The sequence below is a fragment of the Oceanimonas pelagia genome, from assembly GCF_030849025.1.
In the GTDB taxonomy this organism is placed as follows: Bacteria; Pseudomonadota; Gammaproteobacteria; order Enterobacterales; family Aeromonadaceae; genus Oceanimonas; species Oceanimonas pelagia.
Genome location: NZ_CP118224.1, coordinates 762,733 through 787,786, shown reverse-complemented (window position 1 = coordinate 787,786; position 25,054 = coordinate 762,733). Strand labels below are relative to the sequence as shown.

Annotated in this window: 23 protein-coding genes; 9 read left to right on the top strand and 14 right to left on the bottom strand. The window is 61.0% G+C overall.

The features are described from left to right. The first annotated feature begins 20 nt into the window (after positions 1-20). The gene (locus PU634_RS03670) at positions 21-698 is read left to right on the top strand and encodes a heavy metal response regulator transcription factor (protein ID WP_306762711.1); all 678 of its coding nucleotides are present in this window, start codon (positions 21-23) and stop codon (positions 696-698) included. 81 nt (positions 699-779) lie between these two features. Here the strand turns inward: PU634_RS03670 and PU634_RS03665 are convergent, their stop codons facing one another. The 5 genes from PU634_RS03665 to PU634_RS03645 form a co-directional block, all read right to left on the bottom strand. Beyond that, a complete protein-coding gene (locus PU634_RS03665) occupies positions 780-974 on the bottom strand; it encodes a hypothetical protein (RefSeq protein ID WP_306762710.1) in 195 nt (64 codons plus the stop codon). Further along, complete coding sequence (locus PU634_RS03660) at positions 975-1,505, bottom strand: tyrosine-type recombinase/integrase (protein WP_306762709.1); 531 nt, start codon at positions 1,503-1,505, stop codon at positions 975-977. A 501-nt stretch (positions 1,506-2,006) separates the two neighbouring features. Continuing rightward, positions 2,007-2,819, bottom strand: coding sequence for a DODA-type extradiol aromatic ring-opening family dioxygenase (locus PU634_RS03655; protein ID WP_306762708.1), 813 nt, complete (start codon positions 2,817-2,819; stop codon positions 2,007-2,009). 50 nt (positions 2,820-2,869) lie between these two features. Next, positions 2,870-3,817, bottom strand: coding sequence for a glutathione S-transferase family protein (locus PU634_RS03650; RefSeq protein WP_306762707.1), 948 nt, complete (start codon positions 3,815-3,817; stop codon positions 2,870-2,872). A gap of 91 nt (positions 3,818-3,908) precedes the next feature. Continuing rightward, complete coding sequence (locus tag PU634_RS03645; protein WP_306762706.1) at positions 3,909-4,373, bottom strand: DoxX family protein; 465 nt, start codon at positions 4,371-4,373, stop codon at positions 3,909-3,911. Positions 4,374-4,540: 167 nt separating this feature from the next. Here PU634_RS03645 and PU634_RS03640 point away from each other — a divergent pair, with 167 nt between their 5' ends. Together PU634_RS03640 and PU634_RS03635 are read left to right on the top strand one after the other, a co-directional pair. Beyond that, on the top strand, positions 4,541-5,467 hold the full coding sequence (locus tag PU634_RS03640) for a LysR family transcriptional regulator (protein WP_306762705.1): 927 nt from the start codon (positions 4,541-4,543) through the stop codon (positions 5,465-5,467). Positions 5,468-5,578: 111 nt separating this feature from the next. Continuing rightward, on the top strand, positions 5,579-7,165 hold the full coding sequence (locus PU634_RS03635) for a sensor domain-containing diguanylate cyclase (RefSeq protein WP_306762704.1): 1,587 nt from the start codon (positions 5,579-5,581) through the stop codon (positions 7,163-7,165). On the opposite strand, the gene PU634_RS03630 is transcribed toward PU634_RS03635, so the two are convergent. Next, a complete protein-coding gene (locus tag PU634_RS03630; protein ID WP_306762703.1) occupies positions 7,162-9,783 on the bottom strand; it encodes an EAL domain-containing protein in 2,622 nt (873 codons plus the stop codon). The two genes, PU634_RS03635 and PU634_RS03630, sit on opposite strands and share 4 nt — an antisense overlap. Before the next feature lie 336 nt (positions 9,784-10,119). On the opposite strand from PU634_RS03630, the gene PU634_RS03625 reads away from it, so the two are divergent. After that, entirely contained in the window at positions 10,120-10,719 is a 600-nt protein-coding gene (locus PU634_RS03625; protein ID WP_306762702.1) for a Yip1 family protein, read from the top strand. Positions 10,720-10,772: 53 nt separating this feature from the next. Here the strand turns inward: PU634_RS03625 and purF are convergent, their stop codons facing one another. From purF to lrp, 7 genes are all read right to left on the bottom strand, one after another. After that, positions 10,773-12,293, bottom strand: coding sequence for an amidophosphoribosyltransferase (gene purF, locus PU634_RS03620; RefSeq protein ID WP_306762701.1), 1,521 nt, complete (start codon positions 12,291-12,293; stop codon positions 10,773-10,775). Between the two features lie 20 nt (positions 12,294-12,313). After that, complete coding sequence (locus tag PU634_RS03615; protein ID WP_306763656.1) at positions 12,314-12,802, bottom strand: CvpA family protein; 489 nt, start codon at positions 12,800-12,802, stop codon at positions 12,314-12,316. Positions 12,803-13,057: 255 nt separating this feature from the next. After that, a complete protein-coding gene (serS, locus tag PU634_RS03610; protein WP_306762700.1) occupies positions 13,058-14,356 on the bottom strand; it encodes a serine--tRNA ligase in 1,299 nt (432 codons plus the stop codon). Positions 14,357-14,466: 110 nt separating this feature from the next. Then, positions 14,467-15,798, bottom strand: coding sequence for a replication-associated recombination protein A (locus PU634_RS03605; protein ID WP_306762699.1), 1,332 nt, complete (start codon positions 15,796-15,798; stop codon positions 14,467-14,469). 9 nt (positions 15,799-15,807) lie between these two features. Next, positions 15,808-16,416, bottom strand: a complete 609-nt coding sequence (gene lolA / locus PU634_RS03600; RefSeq protein ID WP_094199856.1) for an outer membrane lipoprotein periplasmic chaperone LolA — start codon at positions 16,414-16,416, stop codon at positions 15,808-15,810. Positions 16,417-16,419: 3 nt separating this feature from the next. Next, a complete protein-coding gene (locus tag PU634_RS03595; protein ID WP_306762698.1) occupies positions 16,420-18,981 on the bottom strand; it encodes a DNA translocase FtsK 4TM domain-containing protein in 2,562 nt (853 codons plus the stop codon). Positions 18,982-19,158: 177 nt separating this feature from the next. Beyond that, entirely contained in the window at positions 19,159-19,662 is a 504-nt protein-coding gene (gene lrp, locus PU634_RS03590; RefSeq protein WP_019935522.1) for a leucine-responsive transcriptional regulator Lrp, read from the bottom strand. 612 nt (positions 19,663-20,274) lie between these two features. Between lrp and trxB the strand changes: the two genes are divergently transcribed. Further along, positions 20,275-21,234 carry a thioredoxin-disulfide reductase gene (gene trxB, locus PU634_RS03585; RefSeq protein ID WP_306762697.1) on the top strand — a complete coding sequence of 320 codons (960 nt, stop codon included), beginning with the start codon at positions 20,275-20,277 and terminating at the stop codon, positions 21,232-21,234. Positions 21,235-21,292: 58 nt separating this feature from the next. Here the strand turns inward: trxB and dauA are convergent, their stop codons facing one another. Further along, positions 21,293-23,041 (bottom strand): C4-dicarboxylic acid transporter DauA, encoded by a 1,749-nt coding sequence (dauA, locus tag PU634_RS03580; RefSeq protein ID WP_306762696.1) that lies wholly within the window; start codon positions 23,039-23,041, stop codon positions 21,293-21,295. 107 nt (positions 23,042-23,148) lie between these two features. Between dauA and PU634_RS03575 the strand changes: the two genes are divergently transcribed. The 4 genes from PU634_RS03575 (at position 23,149) to infA (ending at position 25,023) form a co-directional block, all read left to right on the top strand. Further along, positions 23,149-23,319 (top strand): ribbon-helix-helix protein, encoded by a 171-nt coding sequence (locus PU634_RS03575; protein ID WP_306762695.1) that lies wholly within the window; start codon positions 23,149-23,151, stop codon positions 23,317-23,319. A gap of 9 nt (positions 23,320-23,328) precedes the next feature. Further along, positions 23,329-24,027, top strand: a complete 699-nt coding sequence (gene aat / locus PU634_RS03570) for a leucyl/phenylalanyl-tRNA--protein transferase (RefSeq protein WP_306762694.1) — start codon at positions 23,329-23,331, stop codon at positions 24,025-24,027. Further along, on the top strand, positions 24,024-24,734 hold the full coding sequence (locus tag PU634_RS03565; protein ID WP_306762693.1) for an arginyltransferase: 711 nt from the start codon (positions 24,024-24,026) through the stop codon (positions 24,732-24,734). Before aat ends, PU634_RS03565 begins: the two co-directional genes overlap by 4 nt. Before the next feature lie 70 nt (positions 24,735-24,804). Then, positions 24,805-25,023, top strand: a complete 219-nt coding sequence (gene infA / locus PU634_RS03560) for a translation initiation factor IF-1 (RefSeq protein WP_014291892.1) — start codon at positions 24,805-24,807, stop codon at positions 25,021-25,023. Positions 25,024-25,054: the final 31 nt, after the last annotated feature.

Here is a 25,054-nt window from a genome sequence, read left to right as displayed (position 1 = left end):
CCAACCTCACGGAACTAACCATGAAACTGCTGCTCATCGAGGACGAAGAAAGCACCGGCAATTACCTGCAAAAGGGCCTGCGCGAGGCGGGCCTGGTTGTAGATCTGGTGCGCAACGGCCTCGATGGCCTGCACCAAGCCTGCGCCGAACCTTACGATCTGGTGGTAGTGGACATAATGCTGCCGGATTTGGACGGCTGGCACATCGTGGCGAGTCTGCGGGAGCAGGGCCGGCAGATGCCAGTACTGTTTTTGACCGCGCGGGACAGTGTGGAAGACAGAGTACGCGGCCTCGAGCTGGGCGCCGATGACTATCTGGTCAAGCCCTTTGCCTTTGCCGAGCTGCTGGCCCGGGTACGTAGCCTGTTGCGCCGGGGTACGCCCCGCCTGGAGGAGCACAGGCTGCAGGTGGCCGATCTGGTACTGGACTTGCCTCGCCGTCAGGTAAGCCGTGCCGAAACTCCGATTCACCTGACCAACAAGGAATTTGCGCTGCTGGAACTGCTGGTACGCCGGCAGGGAGAAGTGCTGCCACGCTCGCTGATTGCGTCCCTGGTGTGGGACATGAATTTTGACAGCGACACCAATGTGATTGATGTATCCATTCGCCGATTGCGAGCCAAAATTGACAACGGCTTTGAGCCCAGGCTGATCCACACGGTGCGGGGCATGGGCTATACCCTCGACACCCACAGGTAACCGATTTCGCCGTCGTAGATACTGGCCACTCTGCATTCAACGCAGGATAGATAAAATTACGTTGCCAGCCTGCCCCGGCTCCTAAGTAAGAGATTGTTTGACCGGCTTTTTTCCTGCTAACAACCCGCCATATACCAGCTCATCTATCAAATCCGCCCACTCCTGCATCATGACTTTACGTTCATCCAGATACTGAGCCTGGTTGTAGCTAGCTCTTATCTTATTACGCTCGGTATGTGCCAACTGGCGCTCTATTAAATCCGAGCGATATCCCATTTAGTTCAGCATGGTAGAGGCAGTGGCCCGAAAGCCGTGAGCCGAAAAGCCAATGCTCCCCTTGCCGCTGAACCCCATGTGCTCCAGGGCTCGGTTCAGGGTGGTTGGGGTCATGCAGGTATCCGGGTTGCGCAGGTTAGGAAACAGCAAAGGACGGCCACCAGTGAAGGTATGCAGCTCTCGCAGTAGCTCAACCGCCTGGCGAAAAAGCGGTATGATGTCGAGCTGACGCATCTTCATTTTTTCTGCCGGGATCCGCCATTCGGCCCGCTCCAGGTCAAACTCTTGCCATTCGGCTTTACGCAGCTCTACGGTGCGCACAAAGGTCAGCAGCATCAGCCGCAGCGCAATCACAGTGGTTCTGTAGCCACCATACTTATCCAGCGCCTTGATGAACTGAACAATTTGCTCTTGGGTAAGGAGTTTACGGTGCTCCACCTTGGGACGGTGAGTCGCGCCCTTCATAGCAGCGGCAGGATCATGGTCGGCTCGCAGGATGGCAACAGCAAAACGATAGATGGCAGAAGACAACTGCCAGGCAGCAGAGCTACAGTTGTACTCGGACGAAAGTCCATCATGTTGATTCGCGCTACATAAGGCTACCGAAGGCATGATGGTGTGATGTGCAAAATAGACCGGTGCTGTTACACTGCAAGGCATGGGGAAAAGCGCCGATTGAGTTCATTTTTCAGCCATTCAGCACAGCGCAAAAAAATAATTTTCAGGGCTTTTGGCAGCGGTAAACCCGGTTAAAAGTGACCATATTTTTAGCTACACCGATAGCTACACCCTGAAATTTAACATCCTGTAACATCAATAAAATCATGACGTTAAGCTCACCGTTAAGATGACGCCAGCTCCACCAATCGATTGGAAAGGCCCCGCAAGGGGCCTTTTTGTTTTTACAAACAAGCACGTAGCTATTTATTAGTACTTTCCGAATAACAACCCAAATCCTGGCTAACTGTCACACCCAGTGTCACACCGAAAGACACATCAGGCAGCAATCTCACTCTGCACCTCTGCTGAAACTCACCCCGCCTTTACATGCCAGTAAAACATGCCCGAGCGCTTTCCCAGTATGGTGGCGGAAACATGCTCGTCGCAGGCCTTGCCGGCCAGGCCATAACAGACATGCAGTGGCAGCAGATGCTCTTCCCGAGGATGGCAGAAACGGGCATGAGGCGCGCTTTCCCAATCAATCAAACGGCTTTGGCGTTCATTCTCATCCATATTCTGGCCAGCGCAGGTGTCTTCCAGCCAGTTTTCAAAGGCCAGGTTGGCGGCACGCATCTCCGGCGTTTGCGGGGCAAAAAACGCCCGCATGTTGTGAAATGAAAAGCCGGAGCCGATCACCAGCAGGTTGTCATAATCCAGCGAACGCAGGGTCCGGCCAATGGCGATGTGCAGTCCGGCGTCCAGGCTGTCAACCAGTGACAACTGCACACAGGGTATGTCCGCCTCCGGGTACATCAGCTGGAGTGGTACAAAAACGCCATGATCAAGCCCCCGCCGCTGATCCGTGCCCGCCGGGATCCCCGCCTTTTCCAGTGCCTGAACAACTTGCTGCGCCAGCCGGGGCTCACCCGGGCAGGGGTAACGCACGGAGTAAGCCTCAGGCGGAAAGCCGTAATAATCGTAAATCAGCTCAGGGCAGGCTCCGGAGGTCACGGTGGGCACCCGAGCCTCCCAGTGGGCGCTGATCACCAGCATGGCCGCTGGCCGAGCCAGCTTGCCGGCAAATACCTTGAGGGTATTTACCATGTCCCGGTGTTCCGGATCTCCCAGCAGTGGCAGCGGGCCGCCGCCATGGGAAATAAAGAGAATATCGGTGGTAGTGCTCATGCTGGCATGCTCCCGCTGGTTGCTGTCATGGTGGGTAATATGGCGGGCTTTCAAAGCTCGCCCGGACCGGCGGGTACAATGCCCCCCGGATTGAGCGCCTTGATGGAGTAATAGCCCGCCTTGATATGATCCAGATTAACGGTAGCGGCAATGTCGTCCAGAGCCAGGAGCCGGTGCATATAGGCATAAAGCTGTGGCATGGCCCGCAGGGTATTGCGGTTGCACTTGAACAGGCCATGGTAGGCCGCATCAAACCGTACCAGGGTCACAAAAAGCCGTATGTCGGCCTCGGTTAGCCGCTCTCCGAAGAGAAAGGCACGGCCGTCGGCCAGGCGGGACTCCAGCTCGTCGAGGGTGGCAAACACCTTGTGGTAGGCCTCTTCATAGGCCACCTGGGTGGTGGCAAAGCCGGCCTGGTAGACGCCGTTATTCAGGTTTCGGTAAAGGTGCTCGTTCAGGCTGTCGATGTCGGCGGCCAAATCCGCCGGATACAGATCCGGGCCCGGACGGCCAAATGCGCTGAAGGCGGTGTTGAACATGCGCAGAATATCCGCCGATTCGTTGTTGACCATGGTGCCGGTCTGCTTGTCCCACAGCACCGGCACGGTGGCGCGACCGCTGAAGTCTGAATCCGCCCGTGTATAGAGTTGATGCAGGTACTGAGCGCCGTTCACCCCATCGTCGCCCGCTCCCGTATGGCCGCCAAACCGCCAGCCCTGCTCGGTCAGACGTGGGTTAACCACGGTCACGTCGATCAGGTCGGTCAGCCGTTTCAGCCGGAGCGCCATCAGGGTACGGCATGCCCAGGGGCAGATATAGGCTACATACAGATGGTAACGCCCGGCCTCGGCCTTGAAACCGCCCTGCCCGGTCCTGCCCGGCGCGCCGTCCGGCGTGATCCAGTTGCGAAACGACGAGGTCTGGCGAATAAAGCGCCCCTGTCCGTCCTGCTTCTGCACCGGTTGCCAGTTTTCTTTCCATTCACCCTTTACCAGCATTGTCTGCTCCTCCTGTCGATGGGCGGGCCTTTCCCCCGCAGCTGCAGGAGGAAGGCCGGACTTTTATACCGATAAGTGCCGGGCCGCCGGCTCAGGCAGCAGACTTGCCCTGGCTCAGTAACGCCAGCACGCGATTGTCCAGCGCGACGTGTCCGGCTCCCTGAATGGCCAGGGCCAGAGTGGCGGCAAACAGTGTAAGTGCGTACTCGTAACCGTTGTTTGACATAAACAGGCCATTGCCAATATGAACGCTGAACGCGGCCACCAGCATGGTAAAGGCCGACACCAGCGCCGCCGGGCGGGTCAGCAGACCCAGTACCAGGGCCAGACCGCCAAAGAATTCGGCGCTGCCGGCCAGCAGGGCCATCAGGTAGCCCGGCGTCAGGCCGATGCTGGCCATCCACTGACCGGTGCCTTCCAGCCCGTAGCCACCAAACCAGCCGAACAGCTTCTGGGCGCCGTAAGCCGCCAGGATCACGCCCACCGGCACCCGCAGGGCCAGGGCCGCGTAACCACCGTTGGATTGAAACAGAGCGCGTACAGATGTTGTTGCCATGATGTTTTCCTCGTAATAACAGTAATGAGGTGGACCCGGTGCCGCTCACCGGAAACTGACGCCATGGTAATATCAAGCCAAAAACTTAAAAATAGCGGTTTTGTTGAACAATTATCATCGATTGGTTGATAATTTCAGTCAGCCCACCTCAACGCAGGAGTCCGGCCATGGATCGCATTGATGCCATGCGTGCCTTTATCGCCGTCACCACCGAAGGCGGATTTACCCATGCCGCCCGGCGGCTGAATACCTCCCCCCAGCAGATCAGCAAACAGGTATCCCAGCTGGAAGAACGGCTGGGGGTGCGCCTGCTCAACCGCACCACCCGCAAGGTGCATCTCACCGAAGCCGGCTCCCGCCTGGTGCTGCATGCCCGGCAGATCCTGGATGACATTGACGACATGGAAAACCAGCTGGGCAACCTGCAGCAAAGCGCGCGCGGGCAACTGCGCATCAGTGCGCCTGTATCCTTTGCCACCCTGCACCTGACGCCGCTGCTGCACGACTTTCAGCTCGCCTATCCGGCCGTGGACATCGATCTGCAACTGAACGATCGCAAGGTGGATATTGTGGAAGAAGGGTTTGACATCGCCCTGCGCATCGGCCGCCTGAAAAGCTCCTCGCTCATCGCCAGACGCATAGCCCCGGTCCGGCTGGTCATGTGCGCGTCACCGGCCTACCTGGCCCGCCACGGCACCCCCCGCCACCCTGAAGAGCTGCAGGGCCATCGCTATCTGCACTATCACTACATGGAAGAGGGCCTCGGGCATCCGCACCTGCAGGCGTGGCTGCGCACCGCCGAGCGGGCCCAGGGGGGCCAGTTGCGCAGCAATAACGGGGAAGTGCTGGTCCAGGCCGCCATGGCCGGCGCCGGCATCACCATTCAGCCCACCTTTATTGCCGGCCAGGCCATTCACGATGGCCGGCTGCAGGTGATCCTGCCCGACCACGAGCCCGCTCCCATGGGGCTGTATGCGGTTTACGCCCACCGCAAGCTGCAGGCGAGCAAGGTGACCTGTTTTCTCGACTTTCTTGACGGCTATTTCGGGGATCCACCGTTCTGGGATCGGTTCGACCACCGCGCCTCAGCCTGAGGCGGCGGCTCCGGCCGGCGTCATGCGGTGGTCATTGCGGCCAAATTTCATTAATATTCATAAACACTTAGCACCAGGCGCGCAAGGCGTCCGTTTCCAGGTTCCGTATTCATGCCCACCAGCCCGCTGCCCCGGCTCAATCTTCGCAACCTGATGCTGGCCATGGCCATCTTCAGCGTGGTGATCACCCTGTGCAACAGCTTTTACGCCACCTACGAGGTACAGCGTACCCTGTTGATCAACAACACCCTGGAAGCCAACCGGGTATACGCGGCCAAGCTGGCGGAAGTGACCGAAAGCTTTATTCAGTCCACCCGCCAGCAACTGGCCTACAGTGCCGGCCAACTGGTCACCAGCATGGAAGACGAGGCGGCGCTGATGGCGGAAGCCCGGCGCCTGCATCACCAAAGTGACAGCTTCAACTCCGTGGTGGTGGTCAATGCCGACGGGGTGATTGTGGCCACCTCTCCCGATACCCTGCAGGTCAAGGGGCTCAGGCTCAGCTCCGCCAGCGCCCGTCAGTCTCTCGAGGCGAAAAAGCCGCTGATCACCGATCCCTTTGTGTCGCCGTCCGGCAACTATATCGTCAGCCTGTCACACCCGGTGTTTGCCGCCAACGGCGACTACCTCGGCTATATCGCCGGCACCATCTACCTGCAACAGAACAATATTCTGAGCAGGCTGCTCGGCAGGCACTACTATCAGGATGGCTCCTACCTGTATGTGGTCGACCGCCACCGGACCCTGATCTATCACCCTGAGCCGTCCCGCATTGGCGAGCGCATCAGCGGCAACCCGGCGATCGATGAGGTATTGCAGGGCCGGGAATATGCCCACAAGGTGGTCAACTCCAGGGGCATAGATATGCTCGCCGGCTTTGCCCCGGTCAGCAGCACCGGCTGGGGCATAGTGGCACAGCGGCCCAAGGCCGCCACCCTGGCCGGCATTAACGAGCACCTGCTGCGGGTCATTCTCAAAAGCATTCCCGTCGGACTGCTGACCCTGGCGGGGATCTGGCTGTCGGCGCTGTTTATCTCCCGGCCGCTGTGGCAACTGGCCACCTCCGCCCGAGTCATGAACAGGCAAAGCGCCCAGGCCGACATTGCCGGCGTGCCGTCATGGTATTTTGAAGCGGCCCAGCTCAAACGCGCCATCGTGCGCGGCATTGGCCTGCTCAACGACCGCATCAACAAGCTGCATACCGACAGCCACACCGATGCCCTCACCGGCCTGTTCAACCGCCGCGGCATGCAGCAGGTGCTGGATAACCATGAGCAGGAGCAGATCCCTTTTTCGGTGATCGCGCTGGACATTGACCACTTCAAGCGGGTAAATGACAATTTTGGTCACGATATCGGTGATCAGGTCATTCAGACCCTGGCCAAGGTCATGCAGGCACAGGCACGCCGGGGCGACATTCTGTGCCGCAGCGGCGGAGAGGAGTTCATGATTTTTCTGCCCGGCACCTCCGCCGAACACGCCCGCGAGATGGCCGAACGGCTACGCCGGCGGGTGGCGGTCACCGCCATGGCCGAGGTGGGTCACATCACCGTCTCGCTGGGGGTGGCCCACTGGCCCGATACCGGTGCGACCATCGGCCAGGTATTGAAGCTGGCCGATCAGGCGCTGTACCAGGCCAAGGGTAACGGTCGCAACCTGGTGGTACTCGCCAGGCCGGACCAGGGAGCGGCTCACTAAGAGCACAGGCGCCGGCCGAGCTGGGCTTCCACCACCTCAGCGGGCTCGGGACGGGACAGCAAATAGCCCTGGTAATGCTGGCAACCATGCAGATGCAGCAGCTGGCGCTGAGCGTCGGTTTCCACCCCTTCCGCAATCACCTCCAGTTTCAGGCTGTGCGCCATGGCCACAATGGCCTTGATGATGCTCAGGCTGTTGTCATCTCCGGGCAGGGCGCGCACAAAGGACTGATCGATCTTGAGCTGATCCAGCGGCAGCTGTTGCAAATACAGCAAGGATGAATAGCCGGTGCCGAAATCGTCAATGGCAAAACGCACGCCGTGCCGCTTCAGGGCCTGCATGCGGGTAATGGCGGTGGCCATGTCGTCCAGCAGCATGGACTCGGTAATTTCCAGCTTGATGGCCGCCGGATTGACGCCGGTCTGCCTGAAAATGCCCAGCACGTCTTCAATAAATTCGGCCTGATACAGGCGGGCGGCGCTGATGTTGACCGACAGGGTAAAATCGCTGAAGGCCGGCTGCCGGGCCCAGGCCGCCATCTGCCGGCAGGACTGAGCCAGCACCATGCGGTCGATGCGGTTCATCAGCCCGGCTTCATCGGCCACCGCCATAAAGGCGCCGGGCGCCAGTATGCCCCGCTCGGGGTGATACCAGCGCACCAGCGCCTCGGCGCCGACCATGTTGCCCTGATAATCGAACTGGGGCTGAAAGTGCGCCCTGAACTCCCCGGCCTCCAGGCCACGCAAAATGTCTTCTTCCAGCCGCAGCCGCCGGGCCACCACTTCCTGCATTTGGGGATCAAAGAAACGGAGCTTGCCCTTGCCGCCGTTCTTGGCGTCATACATGGCCAGCTCCGCCTGTTGCACCAGCTCGTCGGGAGAAAGCCCGGTGTTTTGCAGCAACACCACCCCCAGGCTGGCGCTGCAGCGCAAAATATGATTCTCGTGCACATAGGGCTGCTCCAGCAGCGCCAGCAGGCGATGGCCGGTTTGCTCCAGCTGGGCGGCGGCGCGATGGCGATCCGCCGGCAAGCCGGCCAGCAACACCACAAATTCGTCGCCCCCCAGGCGCGCCACCATGTCCTGCTCCCGCAGCGCCTTGTTCAGGCGCTGGGCGGCCTGTTGCAGCAGCTGATCCCCGACACCGAGTCCCCAGAGATCGTTAATGTCCTTGAAGTTGTCGAGATCGATAAAAATCAGCCCGGTGCCATGGTCATCCTGCTGGTGCTGCCCGATGCGCTCGTTGAGAAAACGACGGTTGGGCAGGCCGGTCACCCCGTCGTAAAAAGCCAGATGGTTGATGCGTTCGGCATCCTTCTTGCGCTGGGTAATGTCGGTAATGGAGGCCACATAATGGCTGACGTCACCCTGCTCGTCGCGCACCGCACTGATCGACAGCCACTGGGGATAAACCTGCCCGGACTTGCGCTTGTTGCAGATTTCCCCCTGCCAGTGCCCCTGCTCATTAATGCATTGCCACATTTTCCGGTAAAATTCACCGTCGTGCTGACCGGAGCTGAACAGGGCCGGGGTGTGGCCAACGACCTCTTCGGCGGTATAACCGGTGATGTCGGTAAAGGCCCGGTTAACCCGCAAAATACGGTTTTGAGCATCGGTCACCAGCATGCCTTCGAAACTTTCAAAGGCCACCGCCGCAATGCGCAATTCGGTTTCGTTATGCACCCGTTGGGTGATATCGCGGGTCAGCACCACCACGGCGCGTTTTTGCCCAAGGGGGGCATCCATGGCCTGGGCCTGGCTTTCAAACATGCGCCGCCCTTCAAAGGTATCCAGCTCATAGACCAGCCGCCGGGTGCACGGATTGGCCAGGGTGTCGTGAATGAAATTCACGAACACGCTTGCCTGCTCGGGGGGAAACAGCTCATCCACCCGCTTGCCAATGACGCCGTCGTTTACCGGATAACGCAAGGACGGGTGGGACGCCATCACCTCCAGATAGCGACCGTCCTCATCCATCACAAACATCAGATCCGGCAGCGCGCCGGTAATGGCCCGCAGCCGGGACTCACTTTCCTTCAGCGTTGCCTGCTGCCGTTGTCGCTGCTCGGCATCGCGCAGGATCTGCGCCAGCATCAGGGTCAGAGGTACCATTACCGCCAGGAAGGGCCACAGATGCACAGGCAGCAACAGCCGGTTTTCCGGGCTCATCAGGGCGGCCACCATGCCAAGCGTGGAAACATGCAGCAGCAGTACCACCGGCAGCAGGTGGCTGATGCGCAGTTGCAGCCAGCCCCGTGCCACACAATGGCGAAATCCCAGCCCCAGCAACAGCGCCAGCCAGACGTTGAGGGTACCGGTCAGGGCGCCATCACCGCCCAGCCATAACCGGAACCCGCCGGCTACCAGCGCCGCCAGGGCACCGGAAACCGGGCCGGCAAACAGCCCGGCCACAAACATGACGCCGTTGCGGGCATCCAGCAGCACACCCGGCGCCACGGTCAGGGGCTGCAGCATGCAGACAATGGCCGCCAGGCCAAACCAGAAGCCGGACGTCACCACCAGCAGCCGGGGGCGGTGCCAGCCCCTGCGCACATTGAGCGACAGCGCCCAGCCCATGGCCAGCAAAATAATGGCCTGTTGAATTACGGTCGTAAGCATGGGTATCGAAATATGACAGCCGGGCGAACAAGATAGTATGAACTTACAAGCGGCACCAGACAGAAATCATTGTTTTGCTTATAAATGATCCAAAATACCGACAGTTTATCAGAGCGCGCTGTGTTCCCTGCGCAAGCCAGGGGCTTTGCCGTCAACGCCGCCGGAAAGCCCGGTGGTGAACATTAGCAAAAGCTCAACAACTGTGGTTTATACGTAGAAAAACTTGACGCAGGTCATGGCGTGACCAATAACTAATCAGAGGCGGAACGAGCTCCCTCGTTTCAACTCAAACCCGTTTTCAGCCAGCCGGCTGCGGAATATTTGGGGGAAAGAGCCATGCTTTTGAATCATATCTGGGGTCTGTATGCCCACCCCAAGGATGAGTGGCATACCATAGACGATCACCACGAAAGTCTCAGCTACAGCCTCACCCACCTGGCGTTTATCGCCCTGATACCCTCGGTCTGTACCTTTATTTCGGCCACCATGATCGGCTGGACCTTCGGTACCCAGAACACCATCATGATGACCACGGGCAGTGCGCTGGTGATGTCGGTGGGTATGTACTTCACCCTGATCGGCGGCGTCTTCGCCCTCGCCTACCTCACCTTCTGGATGGCCAAAACCTTTGGTGCCAGCCCCACCTTTACCCAGAGCATGGAGCTGGCCGCCTACACCGCCACGCCCCTGTTCATGACCGGACTGGCGGTGCTCTACCCGGACCCGGTATTCCTGATGCTGGTGGGCCTGGCGGGCCTGGCCTACTCGGTGTATCTGCTCTATTCCGGGGTGCCCATCATCATGCACATTCCCGAAGAGCGCGGCTTTATCTATGCCAGCTCGGTGGTAACCTGCGGCCTGATCCTGCTGGTGTGCATCATGGTCGGCTCGGTCATCGTATGGAGCTGGGGCATCGGCCCGGTTTACACCTACTGAGCCCACTCAACGGGCAATAAAAAGCCGGGAGTCTTCCCGGCTTTTTTGCATCGTTATGACTGACCTTCGTTGTACATTTCCAGGTGGCTGTTGTCGATGCTGTCTTTCTGCTTGGCGGTGTCGTTGCGCTGGGAGTTGAGCGCGTCCAGGTATTCCTGATTTACATCCTGGGTCACGTACTCGCCGGTGAACACCGAAGTTTCAAAGCGGCGCAGCTCGGGGTTGAAGTGGCGCACCGCATCTTCCAGATCTTCCAGCTCCTGAAAGATCAGGCCGTCGGCACCAATGAGCTTGCAGATCTCGTCGGATTCGCGGCCATAGGCGATCAGCTCGTTGGCCGACGGCATGTCGATGCCGTACACATTGGGAAAACGAATCTCCGGCGCGGCCGAGGCAAAATACACCTTTTTGGCACCCGCGTCCCGGGCCATCTGAATGATCTGCTCGGAGGTGGTGCCGCGCACAATGGAGTCGTCCACCAGCAGCACGTTCTTGCCGGCAAATTCCGACGGAATGGCATTGAGCTTGCGGCGCACCGACTGCCGGCGCTGCTGCTGGCCGGGCATGATGAAGGTACGGCCGATATAGCGGTTCTTCACAAAGCCCTGGCGGTAAGGCAACTGCAGGTTGTGGGCGATTTCCAGGGCGATGTCGCAGGAGGTTTCCGGAATCGGGATCACCACGTCAATATTGAGATCTTCCCATTCCCGGGCAATCTTGGCGCCCAGCTTCTGGCCCATGCGCACGCGGGCGGCGTACACAGACACCTTGTCGATAAAGGAGTCCGGACGGGCAAAATACACATACTCGAAAATGCAGGAGTGATGCTGGGGCTGATCTGCACACTGCTGGGTGAACAGCTCGCCCTGCTCGGTGATGTAAACCGCCTCGCCCGGAGCCACGTCGCGAATCAGCTCAAAACCCACCGCGTCCAGGGCCACGCTTTCCGACGCCACCATGTACTCGGTGCCGCCGTTTTCCGCATCACGCTTGCCCAGCACCAGCGGCCGAATGCCGTTGGGGTCGCGAAACGCCAGCATGCCGTGACCGATGATCACCGCCACCGCGGCATAGGCGCCGCGCACCTTTTCGTGCACCTTGCCGACGGCCGCAAACACGTGCTCCGGCTCCAGATGCAGCTTTTGGGTCTGCTGATCCAGCTCGTGGGCCAACACGTTGATCAGCACTTCCGAGTCGGAGGTGGTGTTGATATGGCGGCGGGCCACGCGGAACTGCTCTTCCTTCAGCTCGGCGGCATTGGTCAGGTTGCCGTTGTGGGCCAGGGCAATGCCAAAGGGCGAATTCACATAGAAGGGCTGGGCCTGGGCCACGCTGCTGCTGCCGGCGGTGGGATAACGGACATGACCGATGCCGACATTGCCGACAAGGCGCTCCATGTGGCGCTCTTCAAACACGTCCCGCACCAGGCCGTTGGCCTTGCGCTGGCGAAAGGTGTCACCGGAGATGGTAACGATGCCGGCGGCATCCTGTCCTCTGTGCTGAAGCACCGTAAGCGCGTCGTACAGCGCCTGGTTGACCGGGGTCGTACCTTGAATACCGACAATCCCACACATGTCCAAATTTCCTCGAATTACTATAGCTTGGGGGGTAAGAAGCTGGATGAATTCTGCAGCATATTAAAAAACCACTGGATCACGATACCAAACTCGGGAATGAGCACCGACTCTTTCCACCACGGGCTGTGGGAAAAGGCGGTCAGGGTATCGACAAACAGCAGCAGCGCGGCCACGATAAACACGCCACGCACGGCGCCAAAACAGACGCCCAGCACCCTATCGGTGCCCGACAGGCCGGTGCGGGTGACCAGCTCGCCGACAATGTAGTTGACCAGGGCGCCCAGGATAAGGGTAAGCACAAACAGAATGGCAATGGCGGCGCCATTGCGGAACAGCGGATCGGAAAGTTCGAGAAACACCGCCAGATCGGCGTAGAAACGGCTGGCGATGAAAAAGGCAACCACCCAGGTGGCGAGCGACATGGCTTCCTTGACGAAGCCGCGGACCAGGCTGATGAGGGCCGACAGGCCGATAATGCCGAGTATTACGTAGTCTATCCAAACCATCATGTTAGTGCCGAAGCCCTCCTGATTGCCGCGCATTCTACCAAAACCCCTCGGTAAAAGGCGACGAAAAAGCGGATAAACTTCATTCAATATGAAATTATCGGGGGCAAGCCGTCATTTCCGCGCAGGCGGAAAACCATCAACCCGGCGCCGATCTGCAGAGCCGTGCCGGGCCAAACATGGCCCCCCGCCTTCGCGGGGGCGACATATTCTGAAGGTCTTCGCGGGGAAGAGGTATTTTAATGAAACCAGTGCTCAGCCGATAAATTCCAGCCCGCCCATATAGGGCCTGAGCACCTCGGGCACGCGAATGCGGCCGTCTTCCTGCTGATAGTTTTCCAGCACCGCCACCAGGGTACGGCCCACCGCCAGGCCGGAGCCGTTGAGGGTATGCAGCAACTGGGGCTTTCCGTCGGCACCGCGCACCCGGGCCTGCATGCGGCGGGCCTGGAAGTCACCGCAGTTGGACACAGAAGAGATCTCCCGGTAGGTGTTCTGGGCCGGCAGCCACACTTCCAGATCGTAGGTCTTGGCGGCGCCAAAGCCCATGTCGCCAGTGCACAGGGCCATCACCCGGTAGGGCAGTTCCAGCCGCTGCAGCACCTTTTCGGCATGGCCGACCATTTCTTCCAGCGCATCCCAGGAGGTGTCGGGGTGCACCAGCTGCACCATTTCCACCTTGTCGAACTGGTGCATGCGGATAAGCCCCCGGGTGTCGCGACCGTAAGAGCCGGCCTCGGAGCGAAAGCAGGGGGTGTGGGCGGTGAGCTTGAGCGGCAGCTGGCCCGGCTCAAAGATCTCGTCCCGGCCGATGTTGGTCAGCGGCACTTCGGAAGTGGGGATCAGCGAGAAGCGGCGTACCTTGCCTTCTTCCTCACCCTCGCCGTCGATGGCGGTGTGAAACAGATCGGCGGAAAACTTGGGCAGCTGGCCGGTGCCGTACAGGCTGTCGCTGTTCACCAGATAGGGCACGTAGCACTCGGTGTAGCCGTGCTCGCTGGTGTGCAGGTCCAGCATGAACTGGGCCAGGGCCCGGTGCAGGCGGGCGATCTGGCCCTGCATGATCACAAAGCGGGAGCCGGACAGCTTGACCGCGCCTTCAAAGTCGAGGCCGGCCAGGGCTTCGCCCAGCGCCACGTGATCCTTCGGCTCAAAGCCAAGCTGAGTGGGCTCGCCCCAGCTGCGCACCAGCACGTTGTCGTGTTCGTCCTTGCCCACCGGCACCGACTCGTGGGGCAGGTTGGGAATGGCGGCGCAAAAAGCCTGAATGTCGTTCAGCAGCTGGTCCAGCTCCACCTTGCAGCCGTCCAGCTCGTCGTTGATGGCGGTCACCGCCGCCTTCAGCGGGGCAATGTCTTCGCCGTTGCGGGCGGCCTGGCCAATGGCCTTGGAGCGGGCGTTGCGCTCGGCCTGCAGCTCCTGGGTGCGGGCCTGCAGGGTCTTGCGGCGCTCTTCCAGACCATTGAACAGGGCGGTATCCAGGGTGAAGCCACGGCTTGCCAGCCGCGCGGCCGTGTCGTCGATGTCGCTGCGCAGGTATTTGGAGTCCAGCATGAGTTACCTTAAATTCGTGTGATGCGTTTGCACGCCAGGATTAAAGTCGGTTCGGGCCACAGTTTATCAGCATCCCCGCCGGCGGGCCAAGGCGAGCAGGGCCGGTTCGGCTACCGCTTGCTGCTTGCCTGCGCGTCCAGCTTGCTCAGGTAGTCGAGCTTGGCCTGAATTTTCTGCTCAAAGCCACGTTCGTTGGGCACATAGTAGCGGCGTCCGGCCATGGCCTCGGGCAGGTAGGTTTCACCGGCGGCATAGGCGCCGGGCTCGTTGTGGGCGTAGCGGTACTCGGCGCCGTGCCCCAGCTCCTGCATCAGTCTGGTGGGGGCGTTGCGCAGGTGTATGGGCACTTCGAAGTCGGGCTGCTCGCGGGCATCCTTCAGCGCCGCCTTCCAGGCGGTGTAGAGGGCATTGCTCTTGGGGGCACAGGCCAGATAGACAATGGCCTGGGCGATGGCCCGCTCCCCTTCCGCCGGCCCCACCCGAGTAAAGCAGTCCCAGGCCGCCAGCGCCACGTCCATGGCCCTGGGGTCGGCCAGGCCAATGTCTTCCGAGGCAATGGCCAGCAGCCGGCGGGCTATGTAGAGAGGATCGCAGCCGGCGGTGATCATGCGGGCATACCAGTACAGGCCGGCATCGGGGTTGGAGCCGCGAATGGACTTGTGAATGGCGGAGATTAAATCGTAATAGAGATCACCCTGGTTATCGAAGCGGGCCAGCCGCTCGCCGGTCACCTCCGCCAGCAGCGCCTTGTCGATGCGGCGCACGCCGTTGTGCTCCTCGGCCATGTCCGCCAGCAGCTCGAGGTAGTTGAGCGCCTTGCGGCCGTCGCCGTCCACCAGCTCGGCCAGCGCCCGCTGCACCCCCTCGGCCAGCTCAATGCCCTGCCCCGCCAGGCCGCGCTGGTCGTTGAGGGCCTGATTAATCATGGCTTCCACATCCGCGGTTTCGAGGCGCTTGAGCAGGTAGACCCGGGCCCGGGACAACAGGGCGTTGTTCAGTTCAAATGAAGGGTTTTCGGTAGTGGCGCCGATAAAAGTGACGGTGCCGTCCTCGATATGGGGCAGAAAGGCATCCTGCTGGGACTTGTTGAAGCGGTGCACCTCGTCCACAAACAGAATGGTGCGCCGCCCGGCCAGCTTGTGCTCCCAGGCCCGCTCGATGGCGGCACGAATGTCCTTGACTCCGGAGGTGACCGCCGATACCCGCTCCACCTGGGCATCGCAGTAATGGGCCGCCAGCTCCGCCAGGGTGGTTTTGCCGGTGCCCGGCGGCCCCCACAAAATCATGGAATGGCAGTGACCGCCTTCCAGCGCCCGGCGCAGCGGCTTGCCCGGCCCCAGAATATGCTGCTGGCCCAGATACTGCTCGATGCGCTCGGGGCGCATGCGCGCCGCCAGCGGGCGAAAGTCGTCCTGCTCGAAGTCCAGGCTCAGGGTACTCATGACCTTTCCTTACCGCTGATCGTCCACCATCACGCCGGGCGGCGGGGTGAAGCGAAAGGCACTGGCAGCAAGCGTGGGGCTGGTGTTGAACCGGCTCAGGGTAAACTCGCTGCGCTGGCCGCCCGACTCCACCACGGTAAAGCGCGACAGCCGGCCCTGATTGTCAAAGCGCAGGGTAAAGCGCTGTATCAGCTCCGCCGGATCCTTGCTGGTCACCACAAAACTGCTGCCCTGCTGGCTGACCTTGTAGCCCTGCCAGCGCGAGCGATCGGCCCCCGAAATCAGCAGAAACGGCGTATTCTTCACCGCCTGAGCCAGGGGCAGTATGCTCACCTGCTCCACAAAGGGGTCGTACATCCACACATCGGTGCCGTCGGACACGATCAGGCTCTCGTCGGGCGAGGTGGTGTGCCAGCGAAAGCGGTCGGGCCGGGCCAGCTGCATGCTGCCCTCGGCCCGTTGCATGGGGGCACCGCTTTCGTCATAGACCTGCTGGCTGAAGTCGGCGGAAAACCGCCCCAGGGCCGACAGCCTCTGCTGCAGATCGCTCGCCGCATCGGCCAGCACCTGGGTGCTGCTGGCCCACAACATCAGTCCTGCCGTGATCAGTTTTTTCATGGTTTATCCTCTCGCCGGCGGTGGCGCCAGCACTTCCCGTTGACCGTTGCTGCCCGCCGGGCTGACGATGCCCTGGGCTTCCATCTGATCGATGATACGGGCAGCCCTGTTGTAGCCTATCTTGAACTTGCGCTGCACACTGGAGGTAGAGCCACGGCGCGACTCTACGACAAAAGCCACCGCATGGTCGAACAGCTCGTCGAGCTCACCGTCGGCCCCTTCCGGCGCCTCGCCCGGCAACAGACCGTCGGTGCCGACGTCGCCGCTGAGAATGTCCTCGATGTAATCGGGCTCTCCCCGCTCCTTCCAGGCCGCCACCACCTTGTGCACCTCGTGATCGTCCACAAAGGCGCCATGCACCCGGGTGGGGTTGCTGTCGCCGGCGGGCAGGTAGAGCATGTCGCCCATGCCCAGCAGCGATTCGGCGCCCTGCTGGTCGAGAATGGTGCGGGAGTCGATTTTGCTCGACACCTGGAACGACATGCGGGTGGGGATGTTGGCCTTGATCAGGCCGGTGATCACGTCCACCGACGGCCGCTGGGTCGCCAGGATCAGGTGAATGCCGGCGGCCCGGGCCTTCTGGGCGATACGGGCGATCAGCTCTTCCACCTTCTTGCCGACGATCATCATCATGTCGGCGAATTCGTCGATTACCACCACGATATGGGGCAGCTTTTCCAGCGCCGGCGGACAGGTGTCCATCGACTGGGTGGGCTGCCACAGCGGATCCCGCAGCGGCTCGCCGGCGTCGATGGCCTCCTGCACCTTGGCGTTGAAGCCCTTGAGGTTGCGCACCCCCATGGCCGACATCAGCTTGTAACGGCGCTCCATCTCGCCCACGCACCAGCGCAGGGCGTTGGCCGCCTCCTTCATGTCGGTGACCACCTCGGTGAGCAGGTGGGGAATGCCCTCATACACCGACAACTCCAGCATTTTGGGATCGATCATGATAAAGCGCACCTCTTCCGGGGTGGCCTTGAACAGCATCGACAAAATCATCACATTGACCCCCACCGACTTGCCCGAGCCGGTGGTACCGGCCACCAGCACGTGGGGCATCTTGGCCAGGTTCACCACCACCGGATCGCCGGCAATGTCCTGACCCAACACCATGGTCAGCGGGTGCTGGCTGTGATGGAACAGCTCGGTGTCGATCACCTCGCGCAGGTACACGGTCTCGCGCCGGGTATTGGGCAGCTCCAGCCCCACGTAGGGCTTGCCGGGAATGACTTCCACCACCCGCACGCTGATGGCGGACAGGGAGCGGGCCAGATCCCGGGCCAGGTTGGTGATCTTGCTCACCTTGACCCCGGGCGCCAGATCCAGCTCGAAGCGGGTGATCACCGGGCCCGGATAGACCCCCACCACATTGGCCTGCACGTTGTAGTCGGCAAGCTTGGCTTCCACCAGTCGGGCAATGCGTTCCAGCTCGGCCTCACTCACCGCGTGCTGACGTGGCTTGGGCGGGTCCAGCAGGGTCACTTCCGGCACCGGGCTGAGCTGGCTGGCGGGGGCCTTGCGGGCCGGTGGCGCCGCCGGGCGCACAGGCTCGGCCGCCGCCGGCGCGTCGTCTTCGTCCTCGTTCAGCCAGGGCAGATCCAAGGCCTCACCCGGGTCTTCATCATCCTCGTCCAGGCTCCAGCCGTTGGCTTCGGCCAGCGTGGCCACCGGCGGCTCATCGTCGTCATCCAGAGCACTCATAACCGGCTCCTGCCTGCGCGGTGGCAGCTTTTTCTGCGGGGCCGGCCGGGGCTCCGCATGGTGTGACGCCGGTGCCAGCAGCGGATCCTCATCGTCCGGCTCAGAGCCGTCTTCCTGCTCGGACTGGCCAAGGCGATCGCGGAAACGACGCCAGCCGGCAAAGCCGGCTTCCCGGGCCGGCGGCTCGGCCACCGGAGCCGGCTTGCTGACGGCTACCGTGGCGGGCTCGCCGCCGCGACGGCGGCTCTGCCAATCGGCAATGCGCGCCGGCAGGCTCGACAGCCAGCTCGGCGCTTCCAGCACCATAGCGCCGAGGCGCTCCACGATCAGCAGCCAGGACCAGCCGGTAAAAAAGGTGACACCGGTGGAAAAACAGCACAGCAGCATCAGGGTGGTACCCAGGCTGCCAAACACCGGATTCAGGGCCCCGGCCAGCATGTCGCCAATCAGGCCGCCGGCAGAAAAGTAGTAAATGTCGCCAATGTTCATGCTGGCCAGCGCCAGCAGGCTCAGCAGCACCATCAGAAACCCGATGATGCGCAGGCTCAGGGTCAGGTAGCAGATATCGATCAGCCCCTTGGGCCGCCACAGCGTTACCCAGCCCACAAACACCATGAAGGGCGGCACCAGATAGGCAGAAAAACCGAACACGAACAGCAATATATCGGCCAGCCAGGCGCCCGCCGGGCCAGCGGCGTTACGGATGTCACCGCCCCAGGCGGTTTGCGACCAGCCCGGATCCGACGGATGGTAGGACACCAGCGACAGCATCATGAACACGGCCAGCAAAATGATGGCTATCAGCCCGGCCTCAAAGAGACGCTGCAAACCAGACATGGGAGTAAACAGCTTTTTCTCCGCCAAACGTCCGCTCCTCGTTATTATGATTGTGCTCAGGGTATCAGGGCTTTGCGACAGCCAAGGTCGCCACCACACCGTCGCCCCGTACAACGACAAACGAGCGGCCGGGGCCGCTCGCTGAAAGTGTGGTCTCAAGTCCCGCCGGCATAAAAATACCAGAGCCGGACACAATAGCACAGCTTAACGGGTGTTGATCACCAGCCGATTGCTCTGCTTGACCTCTTCCATCACCACATAGGTGCGGGTGTCGTTGACACCGGGCAGGCGCAACAGGGTCTCGCCCAGCAGCTTGCGGTAGGCCGACATGTCGGCCACCCGGGTTTTCAGCAGGTAGTCGAAATCACCGGATACCAGATGACACTCCTGAATTTCTTCCAGCTTCTGCACGGCGTCGTTGAACTCGTCAAAGACATCCGGGGTGCCCCGGTTGAGGGTGATTTCCACGAACACCAGCAGCGAGGCATCAAGAAACTGGGGATTGAGAATGGCGGTGTAGCCTTCAATATATCCCTGCCGCTCCAGCCGGCGCACCCGTTCCAGGCACGGCGTCGGACTCAGACCAACCCGCTTGGACAGCTCCACGTTGGAGATACGGCCGTCCTGCTGCAGTTCGTTGAGTATGTTGCGGTCGATGCGATCGAGCTCCTTGAGGGGCCGATTGTTCGCATCCAGCACTTCATCCATCCTTTGGCTCATTTTAGGTACATTCCACTTATTGATATTGGATTTGGTCGGCATCAGGCCATGCGCGCCGGCATTCCTTCCGCCTGCTCAGACATGCTCGCCGTCGCCGAAGCCGGGCTTCCAGTCACGACGGGCTGCGATAATAAAATAAAAATCTGAAATTATTGATTACATATACAATAAGATAACAAACAGGAGCTTAACATGATAAATGGCAAACCGGTAGCACAACTGTTTGTTGAAAACGGTAAAAAAGCGCCAAATTCCAATTTTGCGAAACTCCGGCAGGTATTTCCCCTGATACTCCCGTGAAAATCTTCACCTGAAGAAAGTCGGTGAATAGTGCTGCGCACTCTGCTCCTGCCGCGCCCGCCTCTGGATAAACCGCTCGGAGAGCCGGACACTGCAGCATTTTGTCTTGGCCATGGCCACATGGAAACCGCCTTTAAATATAATAGGGTTATATTGCATAACTATTCGTTATAACTCTTTTTTCACCATGGCACCGCAGCCGCCTCGCTAAACTCCGCCATGGTTCTTTATTCCATTTTCGCTATCCCCTACAATCTGGAGCCAAAATCGTCGCCCACTTTGCCAAGGTTGGAGAAATACATGAGTCAAGCCAAACACGCCAAACTGCTTATTCTGGGATCAGGCCCCGCGGGCTATACCGCCGCCGTGTATGCCGCCCGGGCCAACCTCAGCCCGGTGCTGGTGACCGGCATTCAGCAGGGCGGTCAGCTGACCACCACCACCGAGGTGGAAAACTGGCCCGGCGATGCGGAAGGCCTGACCGGCCCGGCGCTGATGGAGCGCATGAAAGAGCATGCCGAGCGCTTTGAAACCGAGATCGTGTTCGACCACATTCATACCGTGGAGCTGCGCCAGCGTCCCTTCCGCCTGAAGGGCGACACCGGTGAATACACCTGCGATGCCCTGATCATCGCCACCGGCGCTTCTGCCAAGTACCTGGGCCTGCCTTCGGAAGAAGCGTTCCAGGGGCGCGGCGTGTCCGCCTGCGCCACCTGCGACGGCTTTTTCTACCGCAACCAGAAGGTGGCCGTGGTCGGCGGTGGCAACACCGCCGTGGAAGAAGCGCTGTATCTGTCCAACATCGCCTCTGAAGTGCACCTCATTCACCGTCGCGACCAGTTCCGTTCCGAGAAAATCCTGATCGACCGGCTGATGGACAAGGTTGCAAACGGCAACATAGTGCTGCACACCGACCGCACCCTGGATGAAGTGCTGGGCGACGACATGGGCGTGACCGGCGTGCGCCTGAAGGACACCCGGTCCGACGCCACCGAGCAACTGGACGTGGCCGGGGTATTTATCGCCATCGGCCACCAACCCAACACCGGCATTTTTGAAGGCCAGCTGGACATGGAAAACGGCTACCTCAAGGTGCAGTCCGGCCTGCACGGCAATGCTACCCAGACCAGCATTGAGGGCGTGTTCGCCGCCGGCGACGTCATGGATCACGTGTACCGCCAGGCCATCACCTCCGCCGGCACCGGCTGCATGGCTGCCCTGGACGCCGAGCGCTACCTGGATGCCCAGGCCCAGCTGTAAACGCTGAAGCTGCCATACAAAAACGGCGCGGTTTTCACCGCGCCGTTTTTTATTGGGTTCATGCCGTTCGCACGGCTGGCGGCCGCTGCTGCGCCACGTAGTCCAGCGCCTGCTGCAGGGTGGCGTAAAACGACAGCCTGCCGGTCACCGGCGCCATGCCGGCCCGGGCCAGGGCCTTCAGCGGCTGAAACTGCAAATCCGCCACCACCACTTCCGTGCCGTTGCGCCCGCACTCGGCCACAAACCGGTTCAGCGCCGACAGGCCGCCGGCATCCAGCACCGGTACCGCATCCAGATACAGCACCACGCCCCGATATTCCTTCGCCCTCAGAGCCAGCTCGCTGAACACCCGGTCGGCCGCGGCAAAAAACAGCGGCCCGTTCACCTTGTACACGGCCCAGCCCGCCGGTACTCCCTGCGGCACCATGCGGTCGTGGCGGGAAATGTCGATCACCCGGGTCAGCTCGGCCATGTTTTTCACAAACAGCACGGTGGCCAGCAGCATGCCGGTGGTAATGGCGATCACCATGTCAAAGACGATGGTGAGCGAGAAACAGGTCAGGAACACCAACAGGTCACCCCGGGGTGCGGTTTTGAACAAGTGCACCGCCTTGGGGGCCTCGCTCATGTTCCAGGCCACCACCAGCAGCAACGCCGCCATGGCCGGCATGGGCAGAAAAGCCAGCAAGCGCGCCAGCAACACCAGGCCCGCCAGCACCACCAGGGCGTGCACCATGGCTGCCACCGGCGATACCGCGCCGGCGCGAACGTTGGCGGCCGAGCGGGCAATGGCGGCGGTAGCGGGAATGCCGCCAAAAAACGGCGCCACCAGGTTGCCGATGCCCTGCCCCAGCAGCTCGCTGTTGGCGCTGTGGCGCTGGCCGGTCATGCCATCCAGCACCACGGCGCACAGCAGTGATTCAATCGCCCCCAGCATGGCGATGGCAAAGGCCCCCGGCAGCAGCTCCCGCGCCAGCTGCCAGCTCAGGCCAATGGCTTCTCCCTGCGGCCCCGGTTGCAACCAGGGCCAGACAAAGGCCGGCAACACAGGCGGTATGCCCGCTCCTTGCGTGCCGTCGGGCAGCAAGTAACCGAAGCGGCTGCTGATGGTGTCGATACCGAGCCCCTGCTGATTCAGTAATACCGTCAGCAAACTCGCCAGCAGCACCGCCGGCAGATGGGGCGGCACCCCGCTTTTCAGCCGGGGCCAGAGCAGCATGACCACCAGAGTCAGGCCCGCCACCAGCAGGCTGGGCCCGTGCAGCGCCGGAAGGTGGCCGGCCAGGGCCACCAGCCGGGGCACAAAAGCCTCGGGCAGTTCACCGGGGGTAAGGCCGAAAAAGTCTTTCAGTTGCAGCCCGGCGATGACCACCGCAATACCGGCGGTAAAGCCCAGGGTCACCGGCTCGGGAATGTATTCCACCAGCCGCCCCAGCCGCAGCAGCGCCATCAGCACCAGCATGGCACCGGCCATCAGGGTGGCCAGCAACAGGCCGCCCAGGCCATGGCTCTGGGCGATGGGATAGAGGATCACCACAAAGGCCGCCGTGGGTCCGGAAATGCTCAGCCGGGAGCCGCCGGTCAGGGCGATGACAAAACCGCCGATGATGGCGGTGTAAAGCCCATACTGAGGCGCCACGCCACTGGCGATGGCCAGCGCCATGGCCAGCGGAATGGCGATAATGCCCACGGTGATTCCCGCCAGCACATCCCGAATCAACTGCGCCCGGCCATAGGGCTCACGCCGGCAGGCCTCCCGCAGGGCATGGCCGGGACGAAGGGAAAACAGGTGGGCACGATGGGACATGGCTGGCTCCGCTATGGGTTAAAGCATGAACAATCCCTGATTGTATTCTCATCAAGCACGCATTCAATGTTAATATGATTAACATGTGATATGCCTCCGGAGGAGTTATGGAGCAAAGAACCGCCCGCCTGACCCTGCTGATCGATCCGCGCAAGAAAGCGATGTTTGAACAGCTCTGTGCCGCAGAAGACGTGACCCCGTCCCAGAAGGTGCGTCAGTTCATTCGGGAGTACATAGAGCAGAAAACCGGCGAAGACTGGCAGCAGTCGTCACGCTGAGAACCCGCCATGTACCTGACCCAACTGGATGAACGGCTCTGGTTCCCCGAGCCGGACACGGCCCTCACCGACCCCGACGGCCTGCTGGCGGTCGGCGGCGACCTGCGCCCCGAGCGGCTGCTGCTGGCCTACCGTATGGGCATTTTTCCCTGGTATGACGCATCCCAGCCGCCGCTGTGGTGGTCACCCGACCCTCGCGCCGTGCTGGTGCCCGACGAGCTGCATGTCAGCCGCAGCCTGGCCAAGCTGGCGCGCCAGCAGCGCTACCGGCTGACCCTCAATCATGACTTTGAGGCAGTGATCCGCCATTGCCGGGAACTGCGCGAAGACGGCCCCGGCACCTGGATCACCCCCGATATCGAACACAATTATTGCCGGCTGCACCACCAGGGTCATGCCCACTCCATTGAAGTGTGGGAAGGACAACGGCTGGTGGCCGGACTCTACGGCATTGGCCTGGGCCGGCTGTTCTGCGGCGAGTCCATGTTCCACCTGGTAAGCAATGGCTCCAAGCTGGCCATGCTGGGATTGTGCCGGCATTTTGCCCGCCACGGCGGCGCCCTGGTGGACTGCCAGCTGCCCAACCCGCACCTGCAAAGCCTGGGGGTGGTGAGCTGGCCCCGCTCCCGCTTTCTGCATAAACTCAAAGAGCTGCAACACGCGCCCATGCCCGCCAGCTGCTGGCAACCCAATGAGCTGAGCCTATGAGGGAAGTGAACCTGAAAGTGGGGCTGACCCCCAAACACCCCTGCAGTTATTTGCCCGGCCGGCTGGAGCAACTGCTGGTATTGCTTGACCGCGAACTGCTCTGCCCGGAAGGCTATGAGCAGTTGCTGTCGGCTGGCTTTCGCCGCAGCGGCGCCGACATTTACCGGCCCCGCTGTCAGGCCTGCCAGGCCTGCGAGTCGCTGCGCATTGCGGTCCACGACTTTACCCCGGGGCGCAGCCAGAAGCGCATTCTGCGCAAAAACCGCGATGTGCGCCTGGTGCTGAGCGAGCAGGACAAGCCCGAGTATTTCACCCTTTACCAGCATTACATTCACCGGCGCCACCGGGACGGCACCATGTACCCGGCCAGCCGTCAGCAATATGAAGGCTTTTTATTGTGCCCGTGGCTGCCGCCGCTGTTTATGGAATTTCATCAGGGCGACCGGCTGATCGGCGTGGCCGTCACCGATCTGCTGAGCGAGGCGCTCAGCGCCATGTATACCTTCTACGATCCGGACGAAGAGCACCGCTCCCTCGGCACCTTTGCCATTCTCAGCCAGATCGATCTGGCCCGCCGCCTCAACAAGCACTGGCTGTATCTGGGTTACCAGGTCGACGGCTGTCGCAAAATGAATTACAAGCAGCATTTCCGGCCCCACCAGCGGTTGATTGACGGCCACTGGCAAACGATGAAAGACGGAGCCTAAACTTTACACTGAAAGCGAAATCCGGCATGATCCCAGCCGTTTTTATTGCCTGCGCTAACAAGAGGACTCAATGGCTAAAGAAGACAGTATTGAAATGCAGGGGACCATTCTGGAAACCCTGCCCAACACCATGTTTCGCGTTGAGCTGGAAAACGGCCATGTGGTCACCGCTCACATCTCCGGCAAAATGCGCAAGAACTACATTCGCATTCTCACCGGTGACAAGGTCACTGTCCAGCTGACTCCCTACGACCTGTCCAAGGGTCGCATCGTCTTCCGCTCTCGCTAATTCGCTCCCCGTTTCGGTTGAAGCAACAGGC